General features: G+C 73.6%; 11 protein-coding genes. 1 reads left to right on the top strand and 10 read right to left on the bottom strand.

Annotation, left to right across the window (positions count from 1 at the left end; genetic code table 11):
• Nucleotides 1–2: 2 nt before the first annotated feature.
• The gene (locus QBL25_RS30645; RefSeq protein WP_409060175.1) at nt 3–2438 is read right to left on the bottom strand and encodes a LuxR C-terminal-related transcriptional regulator; all 2436 of its coding nucleotides are present in this window, start codon (nt 2436–2438) and stop codon (nt 3–5) included.
• A gap of 48 nt (nt 2439–2486) precedes the next feature.
• Nucleotides 2487–2711 carry an MbtH family protein gene (locus QBL25_RS30640; RefSeq protein ID WP_409060174.1) on the bottom strand — a complete coding sequence of 75 codons (225 nt, stop codon included), beginning with the start codon at nt 2709–2711 and terminating at the stop codon, nt 2487–2489.
• A 458-nt stretch (nt 2712–3169) separates the two neighbouring features.
• Here QBL25_RS30640 and QBL25_RS30635 point away from each other — a divergent pair, with 458 nt between their 5' ends.
• Nucleotides 3170–5482, top strand: a complete 2313-nt coding sequence (locus QBL25_RS30635) for a M20/M25/M40 family metallo-hydrolase (RefSeq protein WP_409060173.1) — start codon at nt 3170–3172, stop codon at nt 5480–5482.
• A gap of 115 nt (nt 5483–5597) precedes the next feature.
• Here QBL25_RS30635 and QBL25_RS30630 read toward each other — a convergent pair whose 3' ends face one another.
• The 8 genes from QBL25_RS30630 to QBL25_RS30595 form a co-directional block, all read right to left on the bottom strand.
• Nucleotides 5598–10799, bottom strand: coding sequence for an amino acid adenylation domain-containing protein (locus QBL25_RS30630; RefSeq protein ID WP_409060172.1), 5202 nt, complete (start codon nt 10797–10799; stop codon nt 5598–5600).
• A gap of 198 nt (nt 10800–10997) precedes the next feature.
• Nucleotides 10998–12362: a M20/M25/M40 family metallo-hydrolase gene (locus tag QBL25_RS30625; protein ID WP_409060171.1), complete on the bottom strand. Its 1365-nt coding sequence runs from the start codon at nt 12360–12362 to the stop codon at nt 10998–11000.
• Nucleotides 12363–12421: 59 nt separating this feature from the next.
• On the bottom strand, nt 12422–13507 hold the full coding sequence (locus QBL25_RS30620) for an acyl-CoA dehydrogenase family protein (RefSeq protein ID WP_409060170.1): 1086 nt from the start codon (nt 13505–13507) through the stop codon (nt 12422–12424).
• 62 nt (nt 13508–13569) lie between these two features.
• Entirely contained in the window at nt 13570–14751 is a 1182-nt protein-coding gene (locus QBL25_RS30615; protein ID WP_409060169.1) for an acyl-CoA dehydrogenase family protein, read from the bottom strand.
• The gene (locus tag QBL25_RS30610; protein ID WP_409060168.1) at nt 14748–18869 is read right to left on the bottom strand and encodes a non-ribosomal peptide synthetase; all 4122 of its coding nucleotides are present in this window, start codon (nt 18867–18869) and stop codon (nt 14748–14750) included. Before QBL25_RS30610 ends, QBL25_RS30615 begins: the two co-directional genes overlap by 4 nt.
• Nucleotides 18862–19719, bottom strand: coding sequence for a [LysW]-aminoadipate kinase (locus tag QBL25_RS30605; RefSeq protein ID WP_409060167.1), 858 nt, complete (start codon nt 19717–19719; stop codon nt 18862–18864). The genes QBL25_RS30610 and QBL25_RS30605 overlap by 8 nt, the downstream gene beginning before the upstream one ends.
• 46 nt (nt 19720–19765) lie before the next feature.
• A complete protein-coding gene (argC, locus tag QBL25_RS30600; RefSeq protein WP_409060166.1) occupies nt 19766–20794 on the bottom strand; it encodes an N-acetyl-gamma-glutamyl-phosphate reductase in 1029 nt (342 codons plus the stop codon).
• A gap of 87 nt (nt 20795–20881) precedes the next feature.
• Complete coding sequence (locus QBL25_RS30595; protein ID WP_409060165.1) at nt 20882–21064, bottom strand: lysine biosynthesis protein LysW; 183 nt, start codon at nt 21062–21064, stop codon at nt 20882–20884.
• Nucleotides 21065–21098: the final 34 nt, after the last annotated feature.

Raw genomic sequence — 21098 nt, 5'->3', positions numbered from 1 at the left:
GGTCATGCCGCGGGCCTTGCCGTGGGGACCGGCTCCTGGGAGCCCAGGTGGGCGGCGCGGCCCACCATCGCGGCGACCTCGGCCCGTGAGCACACGCCGAGCTTCTTGAAGATGCGGGCGAGGTAGGTCTCCACGGTCTTCGGGCTCAGTTCGAGGGAGCGCGCGATGCGCTGATTGGTGTGCCCCTGGCTGACCAGGACGGATATCTCCCGCTCGCGTCCGCTCAGTTCGGGCAGCAGCGAGGCCGGCTCCTGGGGGACGGGTCCGGGCACTCCGTGCAGCAGGTCCAGCTCCTCGCGCAGCCCCGCGGCGAGCGCGAGCATGGGCGTGGCGCCGGTGTCCCGTGCGATGTGGTCGGCCTCGTCGGCGCAGGCCAGCGCCTCGGGGAAGTAGCCGAGCCGCATGCGCGCCTGGCCGAGGCCGACGAGCAGCCGGGGCGCCAGGTGCTGCTGGCCGAAGCGGCGGGCCAGGGCGACCGCCCGCTCCAGGTGGGTCTCGGCGGCGCGCGGCAGGCCGAGGAACAGTTCGGTACCGGCCAGCCACTGGACGGCTTCCAGATGGGCGGCGAGCGTCTCGTCGGGGAGCGCGTCGACCAGGGCCGCGGCCCGCTCGGCGTGCTCGGCGGCCAGGGACATGCGCCCGAACTGCGCCTCGGTGGCGGCGAGGGCGGCGAGCGGGGCCGGATCCTGGACCACACCGCCACCGGCACCGGCACCTGCGGCGAGCGCGGTGAGCGCGGCGCGGTCGGCGCCGGTCCACGGGCCGCCGGCCTCCAGGACGAGCGCGGTCCTGGCGAGGCGCAGCGTGCAGCAGCCGGGCCGCACGCCTTCGCCGTCGGCGGCGCAGTCCCCCGCGCACGCCGCCGTGCCGGGGCGTTCGTCGTCCAGGAGGTGGCGGGCCGCCTCGGGGCGGCCGAGCAGCCGGTGGGCCAGGGCCTGCGCGGCGACGGCTTCGGAGCGCCGCTCGGCGGGAAGGTCCGCGCCGGGTGCGAGCAGCCGCTGGAGGACGGCCGCGCCCTCCTCGAACTCCCCGCTGTGCAGCAGCGCACGGCCGAGCACGCTCTGGGCGCGGGTCCGCAGCGCGGCGTCCGCGGTGACGGCGGGCCGCAGCGCGTGCCGGGCCCAGCGGACGGCCGCCGCGGGGTCGCGCGGAGCCGCGTCCTCGGCGGCGTCCACCAGGGCGCGTACGTCCTCGTCGTCGGCCACCTCGACCGCGTACAGGAGCTGCTGGGCCCGGAGTTCCGCCGGGCCCCGGTGGCAGCGCAGGGCGGCGGCGGCCCGGGCGTGGGCGCCGGAGCGCCAGCCGCGGCCCGCAGAGTGGTAGGCGACGGCCCGTACGACGGCGTCCCGGAAGCAGTAGTCGGGTCCCTCGCCGACGGGCCGCACGAGGTCCTCGGCGAGCGCCTCGTCGAGTCCGGCGCTCGCGTCGCCCTCGTCGAGTCCGGCGACGGCGGCCGCGACGGCGAAGTCGAAGGAGTCGCCGAGCACGGCGGCGGCGCCGACCATGGCCCGTCCGGAGGGGCCGAGCCCCTGGAAGTCGTCGAGCAGGGCCGCGGCCACCCGGGCGGGCGGCTCGGGCGGGACGGCGAAAGGCGCCTGGGTGCCGGTCGCGGCGAGCGCGAGCAGCAGCCCGGGGTTGCCGCCGCTGCGCCGCAGCAGGGCGAGCCGGGTGCGCTCGTCGACGCCCGGCGGCACGAGCGAGGTCAGCTCGGGGTCGTCCAGGGCGTACGGGACGAGTTCGACGCGGTGGGCGAAGCCGCGGGCCGCGGCGTCGGCGAGCAGGGTGTGGGTGCGGTGGTCGAGCTGGCGCGGGCGGTGCGCGACCGCGATGAGGACGGGTCCGGTCGGCGGCCGCTCCAGCAGATAGCCGAGCAGGTCGAGCGAGTCGGCGTCGGCCCGGTGCAGGTCGTCGAGGATCAGCAGCAGGCCGTGTCCGCCGGGTGCGCCGGCTTCGCCCGGCCGACCGGCTTGGTCCGGCCCATCGGCTTCATGCGGCCCACTGGCTTCACCGGGCCCACTGGTTTCATGCGGCCCACCGGCTTCGTCCGGCCCCCCGGCGAGTTCACGCAGCAGGCTGCGGATCGCCCGGCACTCGCGGTACAGATCGCAGGAGGGGTGGTCGTGCGGCACCCCCTGGCTCATCGAGGGGAACAGGGCGGCGAGCCGCTCCTGCTCCTCGTCGCCGAGCCGGGCGCGCAGCTCCCCGCCCCGGGCGGTCACCAGATCGTCCAGGGCGTCGAGGAACAGCCCGAACGGCGCCGAGTCCTGGAGCCGGCCCGGACGGCCACGGGCGACGGACCATCCGCTGCTCGCGGCCCGGCGGGCGAGTTCGTCCAGGCGGCGGGTCTTGCCGCTCCAGGCGTCCCCGGCGATCTCGAGCCCGCGGGCGGATCCACCCGGGGCCACCAGCTCATCGAGCAGTTGCTGCCAATGGGCCATCACAGCTCGTTCCCCCTCCTTGATCGGTTCGGCGAGTCGCGGACGCGGTCAGGCGGAGGCGGAGGCGGCCGGGGCGTCGCCCATGGCGCGCCGCAGGCTCAGGGGCCGCATGTCGGTCCAGTTCGCGTCGATCCAGGCCAGGCAGTCGTCCTTGGGACCGGTCACCCCGGCGGTCCGCCAGCCCTCCGGGACCTCGCGGCCGGTCGGCCACACCGAGTACTGCTCCTCGTCGTTGACGACGACCCAGTAGGTCTCAACGGCAGCATTGATCATTGTTTTTCTCCGGCTTCTGCATTCGGCGGGGAAGTTCAATACCGATGCAAAGCTAGCCACCGGGCGAGGGCCCGCCAGAACCGCGGCCGGACTATGTCAATTCGCTCCGGCCGACCGCCCGGACTATGTCAACTCAGCGAAACACCTTGTCAGATGGGTGCGACAAGGCGGCTTTCGCCTCTCGATAATTCCGGTGAAGTACGCGTTCCGAGCCGACCGCCCGAATTGCCGAAGATCCCGAGACACGGAGAGACTGGTGCTTCACCATGCCCAATTCCGGGGCGAGTTCCCCTGTTCCCGCGCACGTTCCCGCGCCTGATCGCGCGTCTGATCGCAAGTCTGATCGCGCGTCTGATCCCGCGGCCGGCCTCCCGGCTGATCCCCCGGCCGATCCCGGGCGCGCGGAGGCGGCGGAGGCCCCCGCCAAGGCGCCGTCGGCAGCCCGCTGGGCCGCGCTCGTGGCCTTCGTCCTGCTCGCGCTCCTGACCGGTGCGTCGGTCTGGACGCTCCGGACGCCGGAAGCGAAGCCGGCCGACGCCTCGCCGACCGAGTTCTCTGCGGCGCGCGCCCTGCGGGACGCGAAGGTGATCGGCAAGGAACCGCGCCCGCTCGGCAGCCCGGCGGCGGCCTCGGCACGCGACTACCTCACCCGGCGCCTCACCGGTCTCGGCGGCCAGGTCACCGCCGAAGCGCGGCCGGTCGCCCGCGACGAGGAAGGCACCGCCCTGGTGGCCTCCGTCACCAACATCCACGCCGTCTTCCCCGGCACGGCGGGCGACGACGCGGGCCACCTGCTCCTGATGGCCCACTACGACTCGGTGCCCGCCGGGCCCGGGGCGTCCGACAACGCAGCCAACGTGGCCGCCGTCCTCGAAGTGGTGCGGGCCCTGCGGGCGGACGGCGGGGCGGCCCGCAACACCGTGGACGTGCTGTTCACCGACGGTGAGGAGCCCGGCCTGCTCGGCGCGCACGCCTTCGTGGCGGGCGGCACCCTCGACCCGGCGAACACCGTCGTCCTGAACCTGGAGGCACGCGGGGTCTCCGGCCCGTCGATCATGTTCGAGTCGGGCCACGACAACAGCGGCGCGCTGTCCGCGCTGAGCGCCGCCGACCGCCCCATCGCCACGTCGCTCGCCGACGAGGTCTACACGTACCTGCCGAACGACACCGACTTCTCCGAGTTCAAGAAGGAGGGCTTCGGCGGCCTCAACTTCGCCTACGTGGACGGCTCCGCGCAGTACCACACGCCCGGTGACTCGGTCGCGAACCTCTCCACGGAGAGCATCCAGAGCCAGGGCGACAACACCCTGGCCGCCGCCCGCGACCTGGCCGGACGTGACCTCACGCAGCTGCGCGAGGGCGGCGACGACACGTACTTCACGGTCCTGGGCCTGCTCGTGCGCTATCCGCGCGCGCTGGCCCTGCCGCTCGCCCTGCTCGCCGCGGCGGGGTACGCCGGGACCCTCTGGTACGCGGGCCGGCGCGGTCTGGCCCGCGGCGGCGTCGGCCGTGCCGCGCTGACGTTCCCGCTGGCCCTGCTCGGTGCCGCCGTCGTCGGCTTCGGCGGCTGGCAGCTGCTGTGCGCCGTCCGGCCCGGGTACGCCGACCTGTCGATGGGCGACAGCTACCGCCCCGGCTGGTTCCGCGCCGCGTTCCTGACCCTGACCGGAGCGGCCGTACTGGGCTGGTACCTGCTGCTGCGGCGAAAGGTGACAGCCCCTCAACTGGCCCTGGGGGGCTGGGGTTGGCTCACCGGGCTAGGACTGCTCACGGCGTTCCTGGCGCCGGGCGCAAGCTACCTCTTCACCTGGCCGGTCCTGCTGGGCTGCGCGGCCCTTCTGATCGCCCTGCGCAGGACCGGCCCCGGTGACGCCTGGCGCACGGTGGCCGTGTCGGCGGCGGCCGTGGCCGCCGTGCCGCTCCTTCTTCCGGTGATCATGCTCGTCTTCCCGACGCTGGGCCTGTCCCTCGCGGTGGCGCCGCTGATCGTGATGACGCTGCTGGTCACGGTGGCCGTACCGCTGCTCGGACTGCTCCCGCGCCGCACCGCGCCGGTCACCACCTGGCTGGCCCTGGCGGCCGGGATCGCCCTCGTCCTGACCGGCATACGCCTGGACACCTTCGACGCGGCCCACCCGCGCCACACCAGCCTGGCCTACGCGTGGGACGCCGACCGCGGCACGGGGCACTGGATCAGCTCCGACACCACACCGCCGAAGTGGACCAGCGCCCGCGCCGGGTCCGAACACACCGACATCCGGGCGAAGTTCCCCACCTTCCCGACCACGCTCCCCGGCGGCCTCGCCACCCAGGCGCACATCGCGACGGCCGCCTCGGGCAGCGGCCCGGCCGCGCCGACCGTCACCGTGAAGTCCGCCGGCGAGGACAAGGAGGGGGCCAGGGACGGCACCCGTACGGTACGGCTGCACGTGGACCCCGAGCCCGGTACGTCCTACGTGAGCCTGTTCGCCGACACCTCCGCGCACACCGTCACCGGGGCCGAGGTCATCGGCGCCCACGTGAAGGGCGGCACCAACCGGCCCACGTCCGCGGGCCCGTGGAAGTGGGGCTTCGCCCTGTGGACCCTCCCCGCCGACGGCTTCGACGTCACGGTGAAGGTCAAGGGCAAGGGCGAGATCCCGCTGCGCGTGACCGCGTACTCGCGCGGTCTTCCGAAGGGTGCGGGTCCGCTTCCCGAGGACCTGACGTGGGGCACCTGGGGCGCCAACCTGACCGATGTCACAGCGGTGGGCCTGACGGTACGAGGCTGACGGCGCGCGTCACGCCGGTACACGCCGAGCGGCACCGAACGGCCCCGGGTGGGGGAACACCCGGGGCCGTTCGGCGTGCGCCTTTCATGGCGAGGCGGTCCTGGGGGCCCGGCGGCTACAACGTGGCCAGGGCGGCGAGCAGTTCGGCCTCGTCGACGTCGGAGAGCTGTATCTCCTGCACGGCTTCCGCGAGCGCCTCGACCGTGGGCCGGCCGCTGATCATCCGTTCCAGCGGCAGCTCCACCCCGAAGGTGTCCCGCACCCGCGACACGATCTGCACCGCGAGCAGCGAGTGACCGCCGAGCGCGTAGAAGTCGTCCCGCACGCCCACCGCCGCGGGCACCCCGAGCACCTCGGTCCAGATCTGCGCCAACTCCCGCTCCACTTCGTCCCGTGGCTCCACGTGCTCCCCGCCGGCCGCCCCGAGTCCCTCGAAGTCCGCGACGGGTGGGGGGAGTTGGGTGGTATTGATTTTGCCGTTGGGGTGTTGGGGGAGGGTGGTGAGGTGGGTGAGGTAGGTGGGGATCATGGCTGGGGGGAGGTGGTGGGTGAGGTGGGTGCGGAGTTGGGTGGGGGTGGGGGGTGTGGGGGTGTTGGTGGTGTAGTAGGTGGCGAGGTGGGTGTGGCCTTGGGGGGTGGTGTGGGTGGTGGTGATGGTGTGGGTGATGTGGGGGTGGGTTTGGAGGGCGGTGTCGATTTCGGCGGGTTCGATGCGTTGGCCGCGGATTTTGATTTGGTGGTCGGTGCGGCCGTGGTAGGTGAGGGTGCCGTCGGGGTTCCAGTGGGCGAGGTCGCCGGTGTTGTAGAGGCGTTGGCCGGGTTGGGTGGGGTGGGGGGTGAAGCGGTCGGCGGTGAGGGCGGGGTGGTGGTGGTAGCCGCGGGCCAGGGGGGTGCCGCCGATGTGGAGGGTGCCGATGGTGCCGATGGGGGTGGGGTGGTGGTGGGTGTCGAGGATGTGGAGGTCGGTGGCGTTGATGGGGGTGCCGATGGGGATGCGGGCGGTGGTGGGTTCGGTCGTGTGGGTGGGGGTGGTGGTGTGGGCGGTGACGTCGATGGCGGCTTCGGTGGGGCCGTAGAGGTTGTGGAGTTGGGTGGTGGGGAGGGTGTGGTGGTGGGTGTGGGTGAGGTGGGGGGTGAGTTCTTCGCCGGAGACGATGAGGTGGCGCAGGGTGTGGCAGTTGGGGGTGGTGGGGTGGTTGAGGAAGTAGCGGAGCATGGAGGGGACGAAGTGGGCGATGGTGATGTGGTGGGTTTGGATGAGGGTGGCCAGGGCTGCGGGGTCGCGGTGGTGTCCGGGTGGGGTGAGGTGGATGCGGGCGCCGGTGGTGAGGGGCCAGGTCCATTCCCATCCGTTGACGTCGAAGCCGATGGGGGTTTTGAACAGGACGCGGTCGGCGTCGGTGAGGGGGTAGGTGTGTTGCATCCAGGCGATGCGGTTGGTGAACGCGGCGTGGGTGTTGACCGCGCCCTTGGGCAGGCCGGTGGAGCCTGAGGTGTAGAGGACGTAGGCGGCATTGTCCGGATGCATCGCCACCACAGGCGCGGTCGCGGGACGGGCGGCGATGTCACGCTCGTCGGCGTCCAGGTCCAGCAGGTGCACGTTCGCGGGGAGGTCGAGGGTTTCGGCGAGGTCCCGGGTGGGGGTGTGGGTGAGGATGAGGGGAGTTTGGGAGGTGGTGGCCATGCGGGTCAGGCGGGCCGGCGGATAGTCCGGGTCCAGGGGGAGGTAGGCGGCGCCCGTCTTCAACACCGCGACCAGGGAGATGATGAGGTTGAGGCTGCGGTGCAGGCACAGGCCCACCACGTCCTCGACCCCGATGCCCTGTTCCTGTAGGTGGTGGGCGAGCCGGTTGGCGGCCTCATCCAGTTCCCGGTAGGTGAGGTGGCCTTCTTCGCCGGTGACGGCAACAGCGTCGGGGGTGCGGGCAGCCTGCGCAGCGATCGCTTCGTGCATCAGGCCGGTGGCGGCGGGCTCGGGCAGCGGGTTGCTGAACGCGGCAATCTGCTCCAGCTCGGCCGGAGAGGGCAGCGGATGCGCGTGCACCGCGCGTCCCGGCTCGCCGGTCATCGCGGCCAGCAGCCGCTGCCAGGCCTCGTGCAGCCGCCCCACGGTTTCCGCGTCGAACAGGTCGGCGGCGTACTCGATCCGCCCCACCAGAGTGCCGTCACTGTGTTCGCGCAGGTGCAGGGACAGCTCGAACTGCGCCCGCCCACCCCCCGCCACCAGCTCGGACACCTGCATGCCCGGCAGCTGCACCGGCTGACGCGGGGTGTTGTCCAACGCGAACAACACCCGCACCAACCCGGCCCCCACCCTCTGCGCCACCTTCTCGAAGGGCACATCTTGGTGGGCCAGGGCATCCAGCGTCGTGGCACGGGCCCGCTCGACCAGCTCGGTGAAGGTCGGGTCGCCGTCGATGTCCACCCGCAGTGCCAGCGTATTGACGAAGAAGCCCACCACATCGTCGAGTTCGCTACGAGACCGCCCCGCCACCGGAGTGCCCAGCACCACGTCACTCTGACCCGCCCAGCGCCCCAGCACCGCCGCGAAGGACGCGAGCACCGTCTGGAAGACCGTCGCCCGCCCGGCCTCCGCCACCGACCGCACCCGACCCAGCACCTCACCCCCCACGACCACGGGAAGCACCCCGAGGTCGTACGAGGCTCGGCTCTCGCTCCGGGAAGAGCTGGTCGGAAGCTCCAGGGCGTGCGCACCGTCGAGCACGCCCGCCCAGTGCGCGAGGCCGGACTCCAAGGCCTCCCCCGCGACCGTGTCACGCTGCCAAGCGGCGAAGTCGCCGTACTGGAGGCCGATTTCGGGAAGCGGCGCCACCTCGGCGCCCTCCGCGAACGCCGCATACGAGGCCCCCAGCTCACGCATCACGATGCCCAGCGACCAGCCGTCCACCACCGCGTGGTGCGCCACCAACGCCAGCACCCACTCACCGTCGGCGACCCGGCCCACCACCACCCGCACCAGCGGACCCACCGCCAGATCGAACGGCTCCTCCACCACCGACGCCAGCCACGCCTCGACGTCGCCCGCCACCTCGCCCACCGACACAGCCAGCGGTGAAGGCTCCTCCACGACCTGCTGCAACCCCCCGTCCGCCCACACGAACCGCGTCCGCAGCGCCTCGTGCCGGGCCATCACCTCACCCACCGCCCGCTCCAGCACCCCCACATCCAGAGCACCGGAAACCCGCAGACCCCCCGCCACGTGATACGCCGACCCCGCACCCAACCGGTCCAGCAACCACAACCGCTCCTGACCGAACGACGCGGCGACCGGCGCCGAACCGCCGCCCTCGCGGCGGCCGATGGGTACGAGCTCTCCTCGGTCCTTCGACTCCGCGACCACGGCGGCCAGTTGCGCCACCGTCGTGTCCCCGAGCAGTACCGCCAGCGGAACGTCCGCGCCCTGGTCCGTCTCCAGGAGTGCGCGGAGCCGGACGGCCCGCAGCGAGTCCAGACCCTGGGCGATCAGGGGCAGCGTGGCGGAGACGCGCTCCGGGGCGAGGTCCAGGACCTCGCCGACGTGGGCCAGCACGGCGGTGGCCGCCGGGTCGGCGGCGAGCAGCTCGGCGGCGCTGTCCTCGGCGGCCGGCGCGGTGGCGCCTCCGCTGCTCGCCAGCGCGGTGAAGCTGTCGGCGGCGTAGCGCTCGCGGCTCTCGCGGCGGCGGATCTTGCCGCTGGAGGTGCGCGGCAGGGCGCCCATCCGCACCAGGACGATGTCGTGGAGGGCGAGTCCGTGCTCCTCGGTGACGGCGGTGCGGATCGCGGCGAGCACCGCGTCGGCGTCCTCGTCGCGGAAGGCGCGGCTGACCTCGTGCAGCAGGACGACGCGCTCGTCGGTGCCGTCGTCGAGTCCGAAGGCGGCGGCCCGGTTGGGGACGAGGAGGTCGTGGCTGAGCTCGGCGGTGTACTCGATGTCCTGCGGGTAGTGGTTGCGCCCGCGCACCACGATCAGGTCCTTGATGCGGCCGGTGACGAACAGTTCGCCCTGGTGGCGGAAGGCGAGGTCGCCGGTGCGCAGGTAGGTGCGGCCGTCGGGCTCGGCGAGTTCGGCGGCGAAGGTCTGCTCGGTGAGTTCGGGGCGGCGCCAGTAGCCCTGGGCGACGGAGCCGCCGGTGACCCAGACCTCGCCGACGGCGTCGTCGGCGGCCGGGAGCAGCGTCTCGGTGTCGACGACGAGGATGCGGTCCTCGCCCTGGATGTCGCCGCACCCGATGAGGGTGGTGCCCGGGGCGCCGTCCGCGTCCAGGGGCCGGGGGCCTTCGTCCGTGACGGTCACCGCGAGGGGTTCGGTGCGGGGCTTGCCGCCCGTGACGAACAGGGTGGCTTCGGCAAGGCCGTAGCAGGGGTGGAAGGAGGAGCGGCGGAAGCCGGCGGGGCCGAAGACGTCGACGAAGTCGTCCAGGGTGCGGCGGCGGACCGGCTCGGCGCCGACCATGGCGTGTTCCCAGCTGCTGAGGTCGAGCCCGGCCAGCTCCTCCTCGGTGACGCGGCGCACGCACTCGGCGTACGCGAAGTCGGGAGCGGCGCTCATCGTGCCGCCGTGACGGCTGATGGCCTCCAGCCAGCGGAAGGGGCGGCGCAGGAACGTCATGGGCGCCATCAGGACGCAGGGGAAGCCGCTGTAGAGGGGCTGGAGGATGCCGCCGATGAGGCCCATGTCGTGGTAGGGCGGCAGCCAGCTGACGCCGACGCTGTCCGTGGTGGAGCCGTTGGCGCGGGCGATGGTGCGGGAGTTCTCGATCAGGTTGCCGTGCCGCAGCATGACGCCCTTGGGCGAGCCGGTGGAGCCGGAGGTGTACTGGAGGAAGGCCAGCGCCTCGCCGCCGGGCGTGACCTCGGCCCACGAGGGCGCGGCGTCGCGGGCAACGGTGTCGGTGGCGGTCCAGGCGAGCTTGCCGAGGTCACCGAGCGCGTCGCCCATGGCGGTGACCAGCTGGAGGGTGGAGTCGTCGGTGAGCGCGACGGTGGCCTCGGCGTCGGTCACGATGTCCATGAGCCGGTCGAGGCCGCGCTTGCCGGACGGAGGATAGACGGGCACGGCGGCGGTGCCGGAGTACAGGCAGCCGAAGAAGCCGACGACGTACTCCTCGCCCGGCGGGTAGAGCAGCAGCGCCCGGCCGCCGGCGGCGCCCGACTGCTGCATGGCGGCCGCGGTCGCCCGGGCCCGGACGTCGAGCTCGCCGTAGGTGAGCCTGCGCTCCGAGCCGTCCTCTTCGAGCAGGATGTACGCGGTGGCCTCGGGCGTGGCGGCGGCTCGGGCACGCAGCATCTCTACGAGGTCGGCGGGGCGGAACGACATGGGTTTCCTCCGGTGTGCGGACGGGTGGGCGGGGCCGGGCGGATGCGGCGGTGACGTACTCAGAAGGGACGGCGTGCGCGTTCTCGGGAGGGACGACGTGCGACGTTCTCGGAAGGGACGACGTGCGACGTTCTCAGGAGGGACGACGTGCTCAGAGGGGACGAGCTCAGTAACGGCCGGGCGCGGAAACGGCCGGACTCACGGGTGGTCGAGCAGCAGCTCGTAGAGGCAGTCGGCCCCGAAGCGGACGGCGTCGGCGGGGACGCGCTCGTCGGCGTCGTGCATGTTCTCCTGGTAGCGGGAGCCCGCGGGCAGGAGCATGGGGAGCCAGCCGTAGCAGTCCATGCCGAGGTTGGCGAAGAGCCGGGCATCGGTGGAGGCCGGGGTGATCATCGGGATCGGCAGGCCGTCCGGGTCGGCGGCGCGCAGGATGTCCGTCAACCGCTCGTAGAACGGGCCGAGTTCGGGCTCGTTCTTCGGGTTGCGCGACCCTTCGAGCAGCAGCTCGATCTCCAGCTCGTCGCCGAGGGTGCCGCTCGCGCTGAACTCGTTGACCAGGGCGCGCAGTTCGGCGACGTAGTCCTCGACGGTGAAGTCGCCGGGCAGGATGCGGCCGTCGAGGTCGACGGTGATCTCGGCCGGGATCATGTTGATCTTCTCGGGGGTGCGGATGATGGTGGCGTTGACGGTGTGCCGGATCGTGGAGTCCAGGTAGACGGCGTCCGCCGTGTCCATCAGCTCATACGGCACGGTGGTCCGCTCCCCCTTGCGCAACGCCACGATCTCCGCCGCGAGTTCACCGCCGACGGCCGTGCCGAGCTCCGCGAGCATCCGGTCGAGGGCGGGCGTGATGTGCACCGGCAGGCGCCCGTCGCGCAGGGCGGTCAGGACGTCGGTGAGCTGGTGCACGGCCAGGTTCGGCCAGCCCTGGCGGGAGGCGTGGCCGCCGCGCCCGCGCAGGGTGAGCCGCAGCCAGCAGGCACGCTTCTCGGCGACGCCCACCGGGTGGAAGCGCCGGCCGGGGTCGACGGTCAGGACCGCGCCGCCGTCCTCCCCGATGCAGTACGGGATGCCCTCGAACAGCTCGGGGTGGTGGGTGGCGAGCCAGCCCGCGCCGACCCGGCTGCCGTTCTCCTCGTCGGAGACGACCGCGAGCACCACGTCACCGGCGGGTGTCTCGCCGCGGGCGTGCAGGGTGAGCAGCGCGGACAGCATCATGGCGAGGCCGCCCTTCATGTCGATGGCGCCGCGCCCCCACACCTCGCCGTCGATGAGCAGCGCGTCGAACGGCGGGTGCGTCCACTCCTGCCCGTCGGTGGGCACGACGTCGGAGTGCCCGTGCAGGAGCAGCGGGGGCGCCTCGCCCCGGCCGGGGATGCGGGCGACGAGGTTGGGCCGCTCGGGGTCGGGGCCCAGCAGCCGCGACTCGATGCCGGCGTCGGCGAGGAGGCCCGCGATGTACTCGGCGCAGGCGCGTTCGTCGCCGGGCGGGTTGACGCTGCGGAAGCGGATCAGGTCGCGCAGGATCGGGATGGGGTCGACGGCGGCGGTCCGTGCGGGCATGGGCCGTTCCTCTCGTGCGGGGACGTGGGGGTCGAAGGCGGCGGCAGGGGGCCGTGGGCTCACAGGAGGGTGGCGGCGCGCGCCCACAGCTGGGCGGGGCTGCCCCACAGCAGGGCGTCGAGCGCCGCGCGGCGGAAGTAGAGCTGGATGTCGGCGTCCTCGCTCATGCCGTGGGCGCCGTGCACGTGCAGGCACTGGGCGGCGGCGTCGCGGGCGAGTTCCCCGGCGAGCGCGAGGGCCTGGAGGACGGTGAGTTCGTCGTCGGTGCGGGCCGCCTGCTCGACGAGGGCGCGTACGGCGATGGCGCGGGCCGCGAGCGCGGAGAGCGTGAACGCGACGCTCTGGTGGCGGGCGAGGGGCTGGTCGAACTGCGTCCGGCTCTTGGCGCGCTCCACGCCGAGCGCGAGCGCGCCCCGCGCCTGCCCGACCAGGGCGGCGGCCTGCCGCACCCGCACGGACCGCAGGGTCCGGGCCCAGGCGGCCGTGGCGTCCGCCGGGTCGCCGAGCAACCGGCCGCCGGACAGCGGGACGCGGTCCAGGGTGACGGCGTGCAGATCGCCGCGGCTGATGTCGTCCTGGCGACGCAGGGTGATCCCGGGGTCGTCCGCCCGTACCAGCGCGAGCGCCGTGCCGTGCGGCAGGGCGCCCACGACGAGCAGCCAGTCCACGGCGTCCGCGAAGGGCACGAAGCGGCGCCGCCCGGAGATCCAGGGCCCGTCGGGGCCTTCGCCGAGCGTGAGCGGACCGGGGACGGCCGGATCGTCGGTGCCTTCGGCGCGCGGGGCCAGGGCGACGGCCGCGGCGCCGTCGGCCAGGGCGTCCAGGAGGCCGGTGTGCTCGTCCGTGCCGAGCGCGTTGATGAGTTCGGCGGCGGCCGCCGTGTCCTGGTAGGGACCCCGGTACAGCGAGCGGCCCATCAACTCGGCCAGCTGCACGAGGTGTTCGTGGGTCTCGGTGCCGTCGGCGGCCGTGTCGAACACGCCCGCCTCGGTGAGCGCCTCCCACACGGCGGTGCGGGCCACGGCCTGTTCGCCGGCCACCGGGCCGCCGCCGATCGGGCGCTCCCCCATCCGCCGTACGGTGGGGGCCAGTTCACCGCCGAGGAGTTCCGCGAGGTCGGCGGGCAGGGCCGCTACGGACGTCATGGGTGGGGTCCTCTCGGATCGAAGCGGTGGGACCGGCCCCACCGGGGTGCGTGCGGCGGACGTCAGGAGAAGAGTTCGAGGCCCTGGGCCGCGATGATCTGGAGCATCACCTCGGAGGTGCCGGAGGCGAGGGTGTGCGCCGGGCTCTGCCGGTACACCGCCTCCAGGCGGCCGAGATCGGGGGCTTCGCCGTCCCAGGTGGTCAGCAGGCCGTCCAGGCCCATGACCTCGGCCCCGAGTCTGACCACGGCGTCGGACTGCTGGGTGACGAACCACTTGGACGCGGCCGATGCCACCGGGTCGGGGGTGCCGGCCTGCCGGGCGCGGACCATGTTCCAGGCCAGCGCGCGGCCCGCCGTGAGCCGGGCGTCGAGTTCGGCGAGGCGCTGCGCGCAGGCCGGTTCGGTGATCCGCCCGGTGCGGCGGGCGTCGGCGACGACCGCGTCGAGCCAGCGCCGCAGCTTGGCCTGGAAGTCCATGCCGGTGCGCTCCAGGAGGAGCATGTCGTTGATGGGCTGCCAGCCCTCGTCGACGCGGCCCACGACGTGTGCGGCGGTGAGCCGGACGTCCTCGACGACGACCTCGTTGAACCGTTCGTCGCCCATGCTCCACACCGGGTTGATCACCACGCCGGGTGAGCGCAGCGGGAGCAGGAACAGGGTGATGCCGTGGTACTTCACGGGGCCTTCGCCGGTGCGGGCCGCGCACAGCGCCCACTCGGCGAACTGCGACTTCTGGTTGAAGATCTTCCGGCCGGAGAGCCGCCATCCGTCGCCGTCCGGCACCGCGGTGGTGCGCAGCGCGGCGAGGTCCGAGCCGCAGTGCGGTTCGGTGAACAGGACGGTGGCGATCTCCTCGCCCCGGGCCAGGCGCGGCAGGTGCCGGGCGCGCTGCTCGGGCGTGCCGACGTCGAGGAGGAACTGGCCCACGGTGTCGATGCTCAGGACGTGCTGGTCCTCGGGCACCCCGTGCAGGACCATCTCCTCCAGGACGATCCCCGCCTCGACGGGACCGAGGCCGAGCCCGCCGTACCGTTCGGGCCAGGCGGCGGCGAGCCAGCCGCGCTCGCCGAGCTGCCGGTAGACGTCGAGCAGTCCGCTCTCCTCGCGGGGTGCGTGGTCCTGGAGGGCGTCGATGGCCTTGCGGACCTGCTCCTCGGCGAAGAAGTCCCGCACGTCCGCGCGGAACGCGCGCTGCTCGGGGGTGAGCCAGGTATCCAGCGGGTCGGGGCGCTCGGCGTTCATGCCCGCACCTCCCCGCCGGTAGCGCCGGTAGCGCCGGTCGTGCCGGCCGCGCGGTCCAGGACTTCCTGGACGAGGTCGGCGACCGTGCCCACGTGCGGGGGCGCCATCATCGCGTAGTGGTCGCCGGGTGCCTGGTGGTGGGTGAAGCCGCCGGTGGTGCGCCCGGCCCAGTAGCGGGCCCGCTCCTCGGCCTCGGGGGCCTCGGAGGTGAGCAGGGCCAGCGGGACGTCGACGGTCTGCGGCCGCCAGACGGCCCCGGCGCGTACGGTCGCGACGAACGTGGCCATGCGGTCGGCCAGTTGGGCCTCGTCGGCGTCGGGAGCGAGCGGGGATGCGGCGATCCTGCGTACGGCCACGGCGATCTGCTCCTCGGGGTCGAGAGCGGCGATGTCGTCCAGGGCGGGCGCGGCGTCGGCGCCCAGGCCGCGCAGCCCCGCGAGGTCGGCGGCGTACAGACCGATCGCGTGCGCGGTGCTCGGCGGTTCGGCGAGCCCGGGCGGCACATCGGTGTCGATCAGGGCGACCACGCCGACCTCCGCGCCCTCGGCGCGCAGCCTGCGCGCGGTCTCGAAGGCGACGGCGCCGCCCGTGGACCAGCCGCCCAGGAAGTAGGGGCCCTGCGGCTGCGCGGCCCGGATGGTGGCGGCGTGTGCCGCCGCGAGGGCGGCGACCGGGTCGTCGCCGCCGAGGGAGCGGGGTGCCTCCAGGGCGTGCAGCGGCTGCTCCGGGTGGAGCGAGGCGGCGAGCGGGACGTAGGGCGCGACGGAACCGCCGCTCGGGTGGACGCAGTGGAAGACGGGCCGCGCGCCACCGGGTGCGAGCACCACGGGGGTGTGCGCCGTGGCGGCCGCGGCGGGCCGGGCGGTGTCGATCAGGGCGGCCAGCTGCTCGACCGTCGCGTGGGTGAACAGCTGCCGCAGCTGGACCTCGGCGCCGAGGGTCTCCTCGATCCGGGCCAGGAGCTGGGTGGCCTGGAGCGAGTTGCCGCCCACCATGAAGAAGTTGTCGTCGCGGGCGAAGTCCTTGCCGGGCAGCAGCCCCGACCAGATCCCGGCGACGGCACGCTCGGTGGCGCCGGCCGGGGCCTCGCGGTCCTTGCGGGCGCGTTCCTCGGGCGCGGGCAGCGCGGTCCGGTCGAGCTTGCCGTTCGGGGTGAGCGGCAGCGCGTCCAGGGTGACGAAGGCGCCGGGCAGCATGTACGGGGGCAGGTCTTCGGCGAGGTGGGCGCGGAGCGCGGCGGCCTGGGGGCGAGCTTCGCCCTCGGGCACCACGTACGCGACGAGCTGGGGGCCGCCTTCCGCGTCGAGCACCACCACCGCGGCCTGCCGCACCTCGGCGTGCCGGGACAGGACCTGCTCGATCTCGCTGGGTTCGATGCGCAGGCCGCGGATCTTGACCTGGGTGTCGACACGGCCGAAGAACTCCAGGTCGCCGTCGCCGCGGCGCAGCGCCAGGTCACCGGTGCGGTACATGCGGCTGCCCGGCGCGGCGAACGGGTCGGGCAGGAACCGCTCGGCGGTGGCGCCGGGCGCACCGGCGTAACCCCGGCTCAGGCCGAGCCCGCCGATCCACAGCTCGCCGGCCACGCCGCGGGGCACGGGGTGCCCGAACGGGTCGAGGACATAGGCGTACTGGTTGGCGAGGGGGCGGCCGATGGGCGGGCTCGCGGAGCCGAGCTGGGGGCCGCACAGGTGGTCCACGGAGGCGACCGTGGTCTCGGTGGGCCCGTAGCCGTTGTGGAAGTCGCGGTGGCCGCCGTCGCGCCAGCGGTCGACGAGGTCGCCGGGAAAGGGTTCGAGGCCGACGAACAGCTTGCGGAACTCCGGGAGTTCGGCGGGGTCCAGGACGGCGAGGAGGGACGGCGGGATGTCCGCGGTGGTGATCCGCTCCTCGCGCAGCAGCGCGGTCAGGGACGCCGGGTCCAGGAGGGTGCCGCGCGGCGCCATGACGAGGGTGGCCCCCGAGGCGAAGGCGCTGAAGATCTCGAAGACGGAGACGTCGAAGGCGGGGTTGGCGAACTGGAGCATGCGGTCGCCGGTGCCGAGGCGGAACATCTCCACCGAAGAGCTGGTGAAGTTGACGGCGCTGCGGTGCTCGATCAGGACGCCCTTGGGGCGACCGGTGGAGCCCGACGTGAAGATGACGTAGGCCAGGTTGCGCGGGTCGACCGCGACGTCCGGCCTGCTCTTCGGGGCGCGCTCCAGGGCCGCGCGGAACTCCGGGTCCCGCCAGTCGAGCCGGACCGGGCCGTCCGGGCCCTCGGGCAGGGCGTCGGCGAGCGCGCCCTCGGTGACCACCAGCGAACAGCCCGCCCGGTCCAGCATGTAGCCGAGCCGGTTGGTGGGGTGGACCGGGTCGAGCGGCACGTAGGCGGCGCCGGCCTTGAGGACGGCGAGCTGGGTGACGGGCAGCTCCGGGCCGCGTTCCATCAGGATGCCGACCCGGCTCTCGGGTCCGACCCCCAGCGTCCGCAGATGGTGCGCCAACTCGTTGGCCCGCACGTCGAGTTCCCGGTAGGTCAGACTCTCGCCGCGGAAGCGGACCGCGGGCTGCCCGGGGTGCAGGTCCGCCTGCCGCTCGAACAGCTGGTGCAGGGCGAGGCCCGCCGTGTCGTACGCCGTGTCCGTGCGGTTCTCGCCGGTGACGAGCTCGGCGTGTTCGCCGGCCGACAGGAGCTCGACGCGGCCGATGCGGGCCGAGGGGTCGGCGACGACGGCCTCCAGGAGGCGGCCGTAGTGGGCGATGAGCCGGTCGACGCGGTCGGCGTCGAAGAGTTCGGTGGAGTACTCGATCCACACGTGGTAGCCCTCGCCGGGCACCTCGGTGAGCTGGAAGGCCAGGTCGAAGCGGGAGGTCCCGACGATCAGCGGCACCTGCTCGATGCGCAGTCCACCGAACTCCTCGCCGTCCGCGCTCGCGTTCTGGAGCGTGAAGGAGATCTGGAACAGCGGGTTGCGCCCCGCCTCGCGCTCGGTCTTCAGCGCGTCGACGACCTTGCCGAACGGCACGTCCTGGTGCATCAGGCCGCCGACGACGGTCTCGTTCGTGCGGGCCAGGAGCTCACGGAACGTGGGGTCGCCCGAGGTGTCGGTGCGCAGGACCAGGGTGTTCGCGAAGAAGCCGACCAGCGGCTCGATCTCCGGCTGCGTACGGCCGTTGACGACCGAGCCGATCACGATGTCGTCCTGACCGGTGTAGCGGGCCAGGAGCGTCTGGAAGGCGGCGAGCGCGACGGTGAGCACGGTGACGCGCTCGGTGCGGGCCAGCTCGACCATGGCGCGCTGGAGGCTCGCGGGCAGCCGGCTCTCGCGCACCGATCCGGCGCCCGTCGGCTCCTTGGGCCGGGGGCGGTCGGTGGGGAAGTCCAGTACGGGCAGGGCGTCGAGCCGCTCGGTCCAGTAGGCGAGGCGGTCACCGAAGGACGAGTCGGCGAGCTTGCGGCGCTGCCACACCGCGTAGTCGGCGAACTGCACGGGCAGCGGCGGCAGCGAAGCGGGCTGCCCGGCCGCCTCAGCGGCGTAGCAGGCCATCACCTCGCGCGTGACGATCGCCGTGGACCAGCCGTCGGTGGCGATGTGGTGGATGGCGAGGAGCAGGACGTGTTCCTCGTCGGCGAGCCGGAACAGACTCGCCCGCAGCACCGGGCCGCGCGCCAGGTCGAAGGGCCGGGCCGCGCCGTCGGCGATGAGCTCGGTGACCTTCTTCTCCCGCTCGTCGGCGGCCAGTTCGCGCAGGTCGGTGACGTCGAGCGGCACCGGCGACGGCTCCTCGACGATCTGGTGGGGAAGGCCGTCCACGCTCTCGTAGCGGGTGCGCAGGATCTCGTGCCGCGCCACCACGGCGCTGAGGGCGCGGGCGAGCACCGCCTCGTCGACGGGCCCGGTCAGGCGCAGCGCGAGCGGCGCGTTGTACGCGGCGGAGCCGGGGTTCCACCGGTCGAGGAACCACAGCCGCTGCTGGGCGGCGGCCAGCGGCAGACTGCGGTCGCGGTCGGCGGGCTCGACGCGCTGTTCGGCACGACGGCTCTCCTGGAGCCGCTGGAGTGCCTCGCGGGCACCGCCGGGGCGTCCGCCGGGGGCCCTGGTCGCCCTGCGCGGCACCCGCTTGAGCTCACTCATCGTCGGCTCCCCCGCTGCTCGCCACTGCCTCGGCCGCCAGGACGACGGCCGTCGATTCACCCGCGAGCGCACGCCGGACGGGACCGTCCGCGCGGCCGTCGGCGATCAGCACCTGCGGCACCCCGCCGACCAGCGCCTCGCGTGCGGCGATGAGCTTGACCGCCATGCCGCCCTCCGCGCCCGGCGGTGTGCCGTCGGCGGGCAGTTCGCAGCGCGCCAGGCGGCTGGACTCGTCACGGGGGTCGGCGAGCACGCCGGGGGCCGCGGTCAGGAACACCAGGCGGGTCGCGCCCAGCGCCACCGCCACGGCGGTGGCCGCGCGGTCCGCGTTCACGTTCACCGGCCTGCCGTCCTCGGCGAGCGCCGGCGGCGAGACGACCGGGGTGATCCCCGCGTCGAGCAGCACCTTCAGGGGCGCCGGGTCGACCTCCGCGATCCGCCCGCTGTGGTCGTCGCGCACCAGGACGGTACGGCCGTCCACCCGGGCCCGGATCGCGGTCTTGCGGCGGGCCCGCAGCAGACCGGCGTCCAGGCCGGTCAGGCCCACCGCCGCGATACCGTGCCCGGCGAGCTCGACGAGCAGCGCCGGCTTGACCTGGCCGGCCAGGGCCAGCGTCAGCACCTCGAGCGTCGCCTCGTCGGTGTAGCGCGAGGTGACACCGCTGCGCGCGACGATGGTGCGCTGCTCCACCCCGAGCCGGGCCGCGAGCTGCTCCAGCTCGGCCGAGCCGCCGTGCACCAGCACGACCCGCTCGCCCGCCTTGACCAGCGCGGCCACGTCGGCGCACACCCGGGCCGGGTCCACTCCGGCGGCCCCTCCGCACTTCACGACGGTCAGTCCGTCTGCCACTGCCCTGCTCCCCTTCTCTCCGGCTCCCACCGGTTGTCGCCGGTGGCTACACCGGGTGCAGGCCGGTGAACCCGAGACCGAGGGTCTCCGGCCGGCCGAAGCGGATGTTCATGGTCTGTACGGCGTTGCCCGCACCGCCCTTGACGAGGTTGTCGAGCGCCGCGATGAGCACCGCGGTGCCGTCCTCCGGGTCGGTGGAGAAGCCGATGTCGCAGAAGTTGGAGCCATTGAGGATCTTCGGCTCGGGCAGCCGGTACAGGCCGCGCTTCTGGGCGACGATCCTGATGAACGGCTCGTCCGCGTAGTACGCGCGGTACAGCTTGCGCAGCTCGCGCTCGCCGAGGGTGACGCCCTCGGCGGCCGTGACCCGGATCAGCACCTGCACGCCGCGTACCGCTTCGACGCCGGTCGCGCTCATCCGCGCGGTGAGGCCGGTGGCCTGCGCCACCTCCGCCTCGTGCCGGTGCCGCTGCGGCTTGAACACCCGCATGGCGCCGCTGCGTTCGGCGTGCAGGTTCATCGCGTCGGCGCTCACTCCCGACCCGCTCGACCCGACCCGGCCGTCGATGCTGACGTCCTGCCGGATCAGACCCTCCGCGGCCAGCGGGTGCAGGGCGAGGGTCGCCGCGTTGGCCATGCAGCCCGGCATGGCGATGCGGTCGGCGGTGGTCAGTTCCTTGCGGTAGCGCTCCGGCCAGCCGGTGACGAACTCCTTGAGCAGCTCGGGCCGCGGGTGCTCGCCGTAGTAGCGGGCGTGTGCCTCCGGGTCGCGCAGCCGGAAGCCGCCGCTGAGGTCGATGACGACCTGGGCCTTGGCGGCCACTTCGGGAACGAGGTCGCTCGCCACCGCGGGCGAGACGGCCGTGAAGATCACGTCGCAGTCGGCGACGTCCTCCGTCGCGCAGAAGAGCAGATCGGTGCTGCCGCGCAGATTGGGGTGGACGGTGTCCACCCTGCGGCCGGCCAGCCTGCTCGACACCGCGCTGACGATGTCGACTTCGGGGTGGCCGAGCAGCAGCCGGAGCAGCTCTCCGCCGATGTAGCCTGACGCGCCGTAGACGCCGGCACGGATCACGAGGACCTCCAGGTCCGAGCAGTGGTGACGGGCTGGGGGAAGAGGGGGCTCCCCGGACGGATGTCCGGGGACCCGGCGGCGGCCGTCCTACTCGCCCCAGTCCTCCTCGACCTCGGGGGCGAGGGCGAGCAGCAGCGGCTCTGCGGTGATCACTTCCAGTTCGCTCAGGCAGTCGCCGCACTCGACGATCTCGCTCGGGCGCACTCCCTCCGGCACGGCGACGCCGTTCTCACACTCCGGGCAGGTACTGACCGCGGTCGCGGTGGTCATCCCGTTCCTCCTCGTGTCGGTCCGGCCGGGTGGT

It is taken from the genome of Streptomyces sp. SYP-A7185 (assembly GCF_046103685.1).
Taxonomy (GTDB): Bacteria; Actinomycetota; Actinomycetes; order Streptomycetales; family Streptomycetaceae; genus Streptomyces.
The sequence above is the reverse complement of the archived record's forward strand: the minus strand, read 5'-3'. Positions and strand labels throughout refer to the sequence as shown.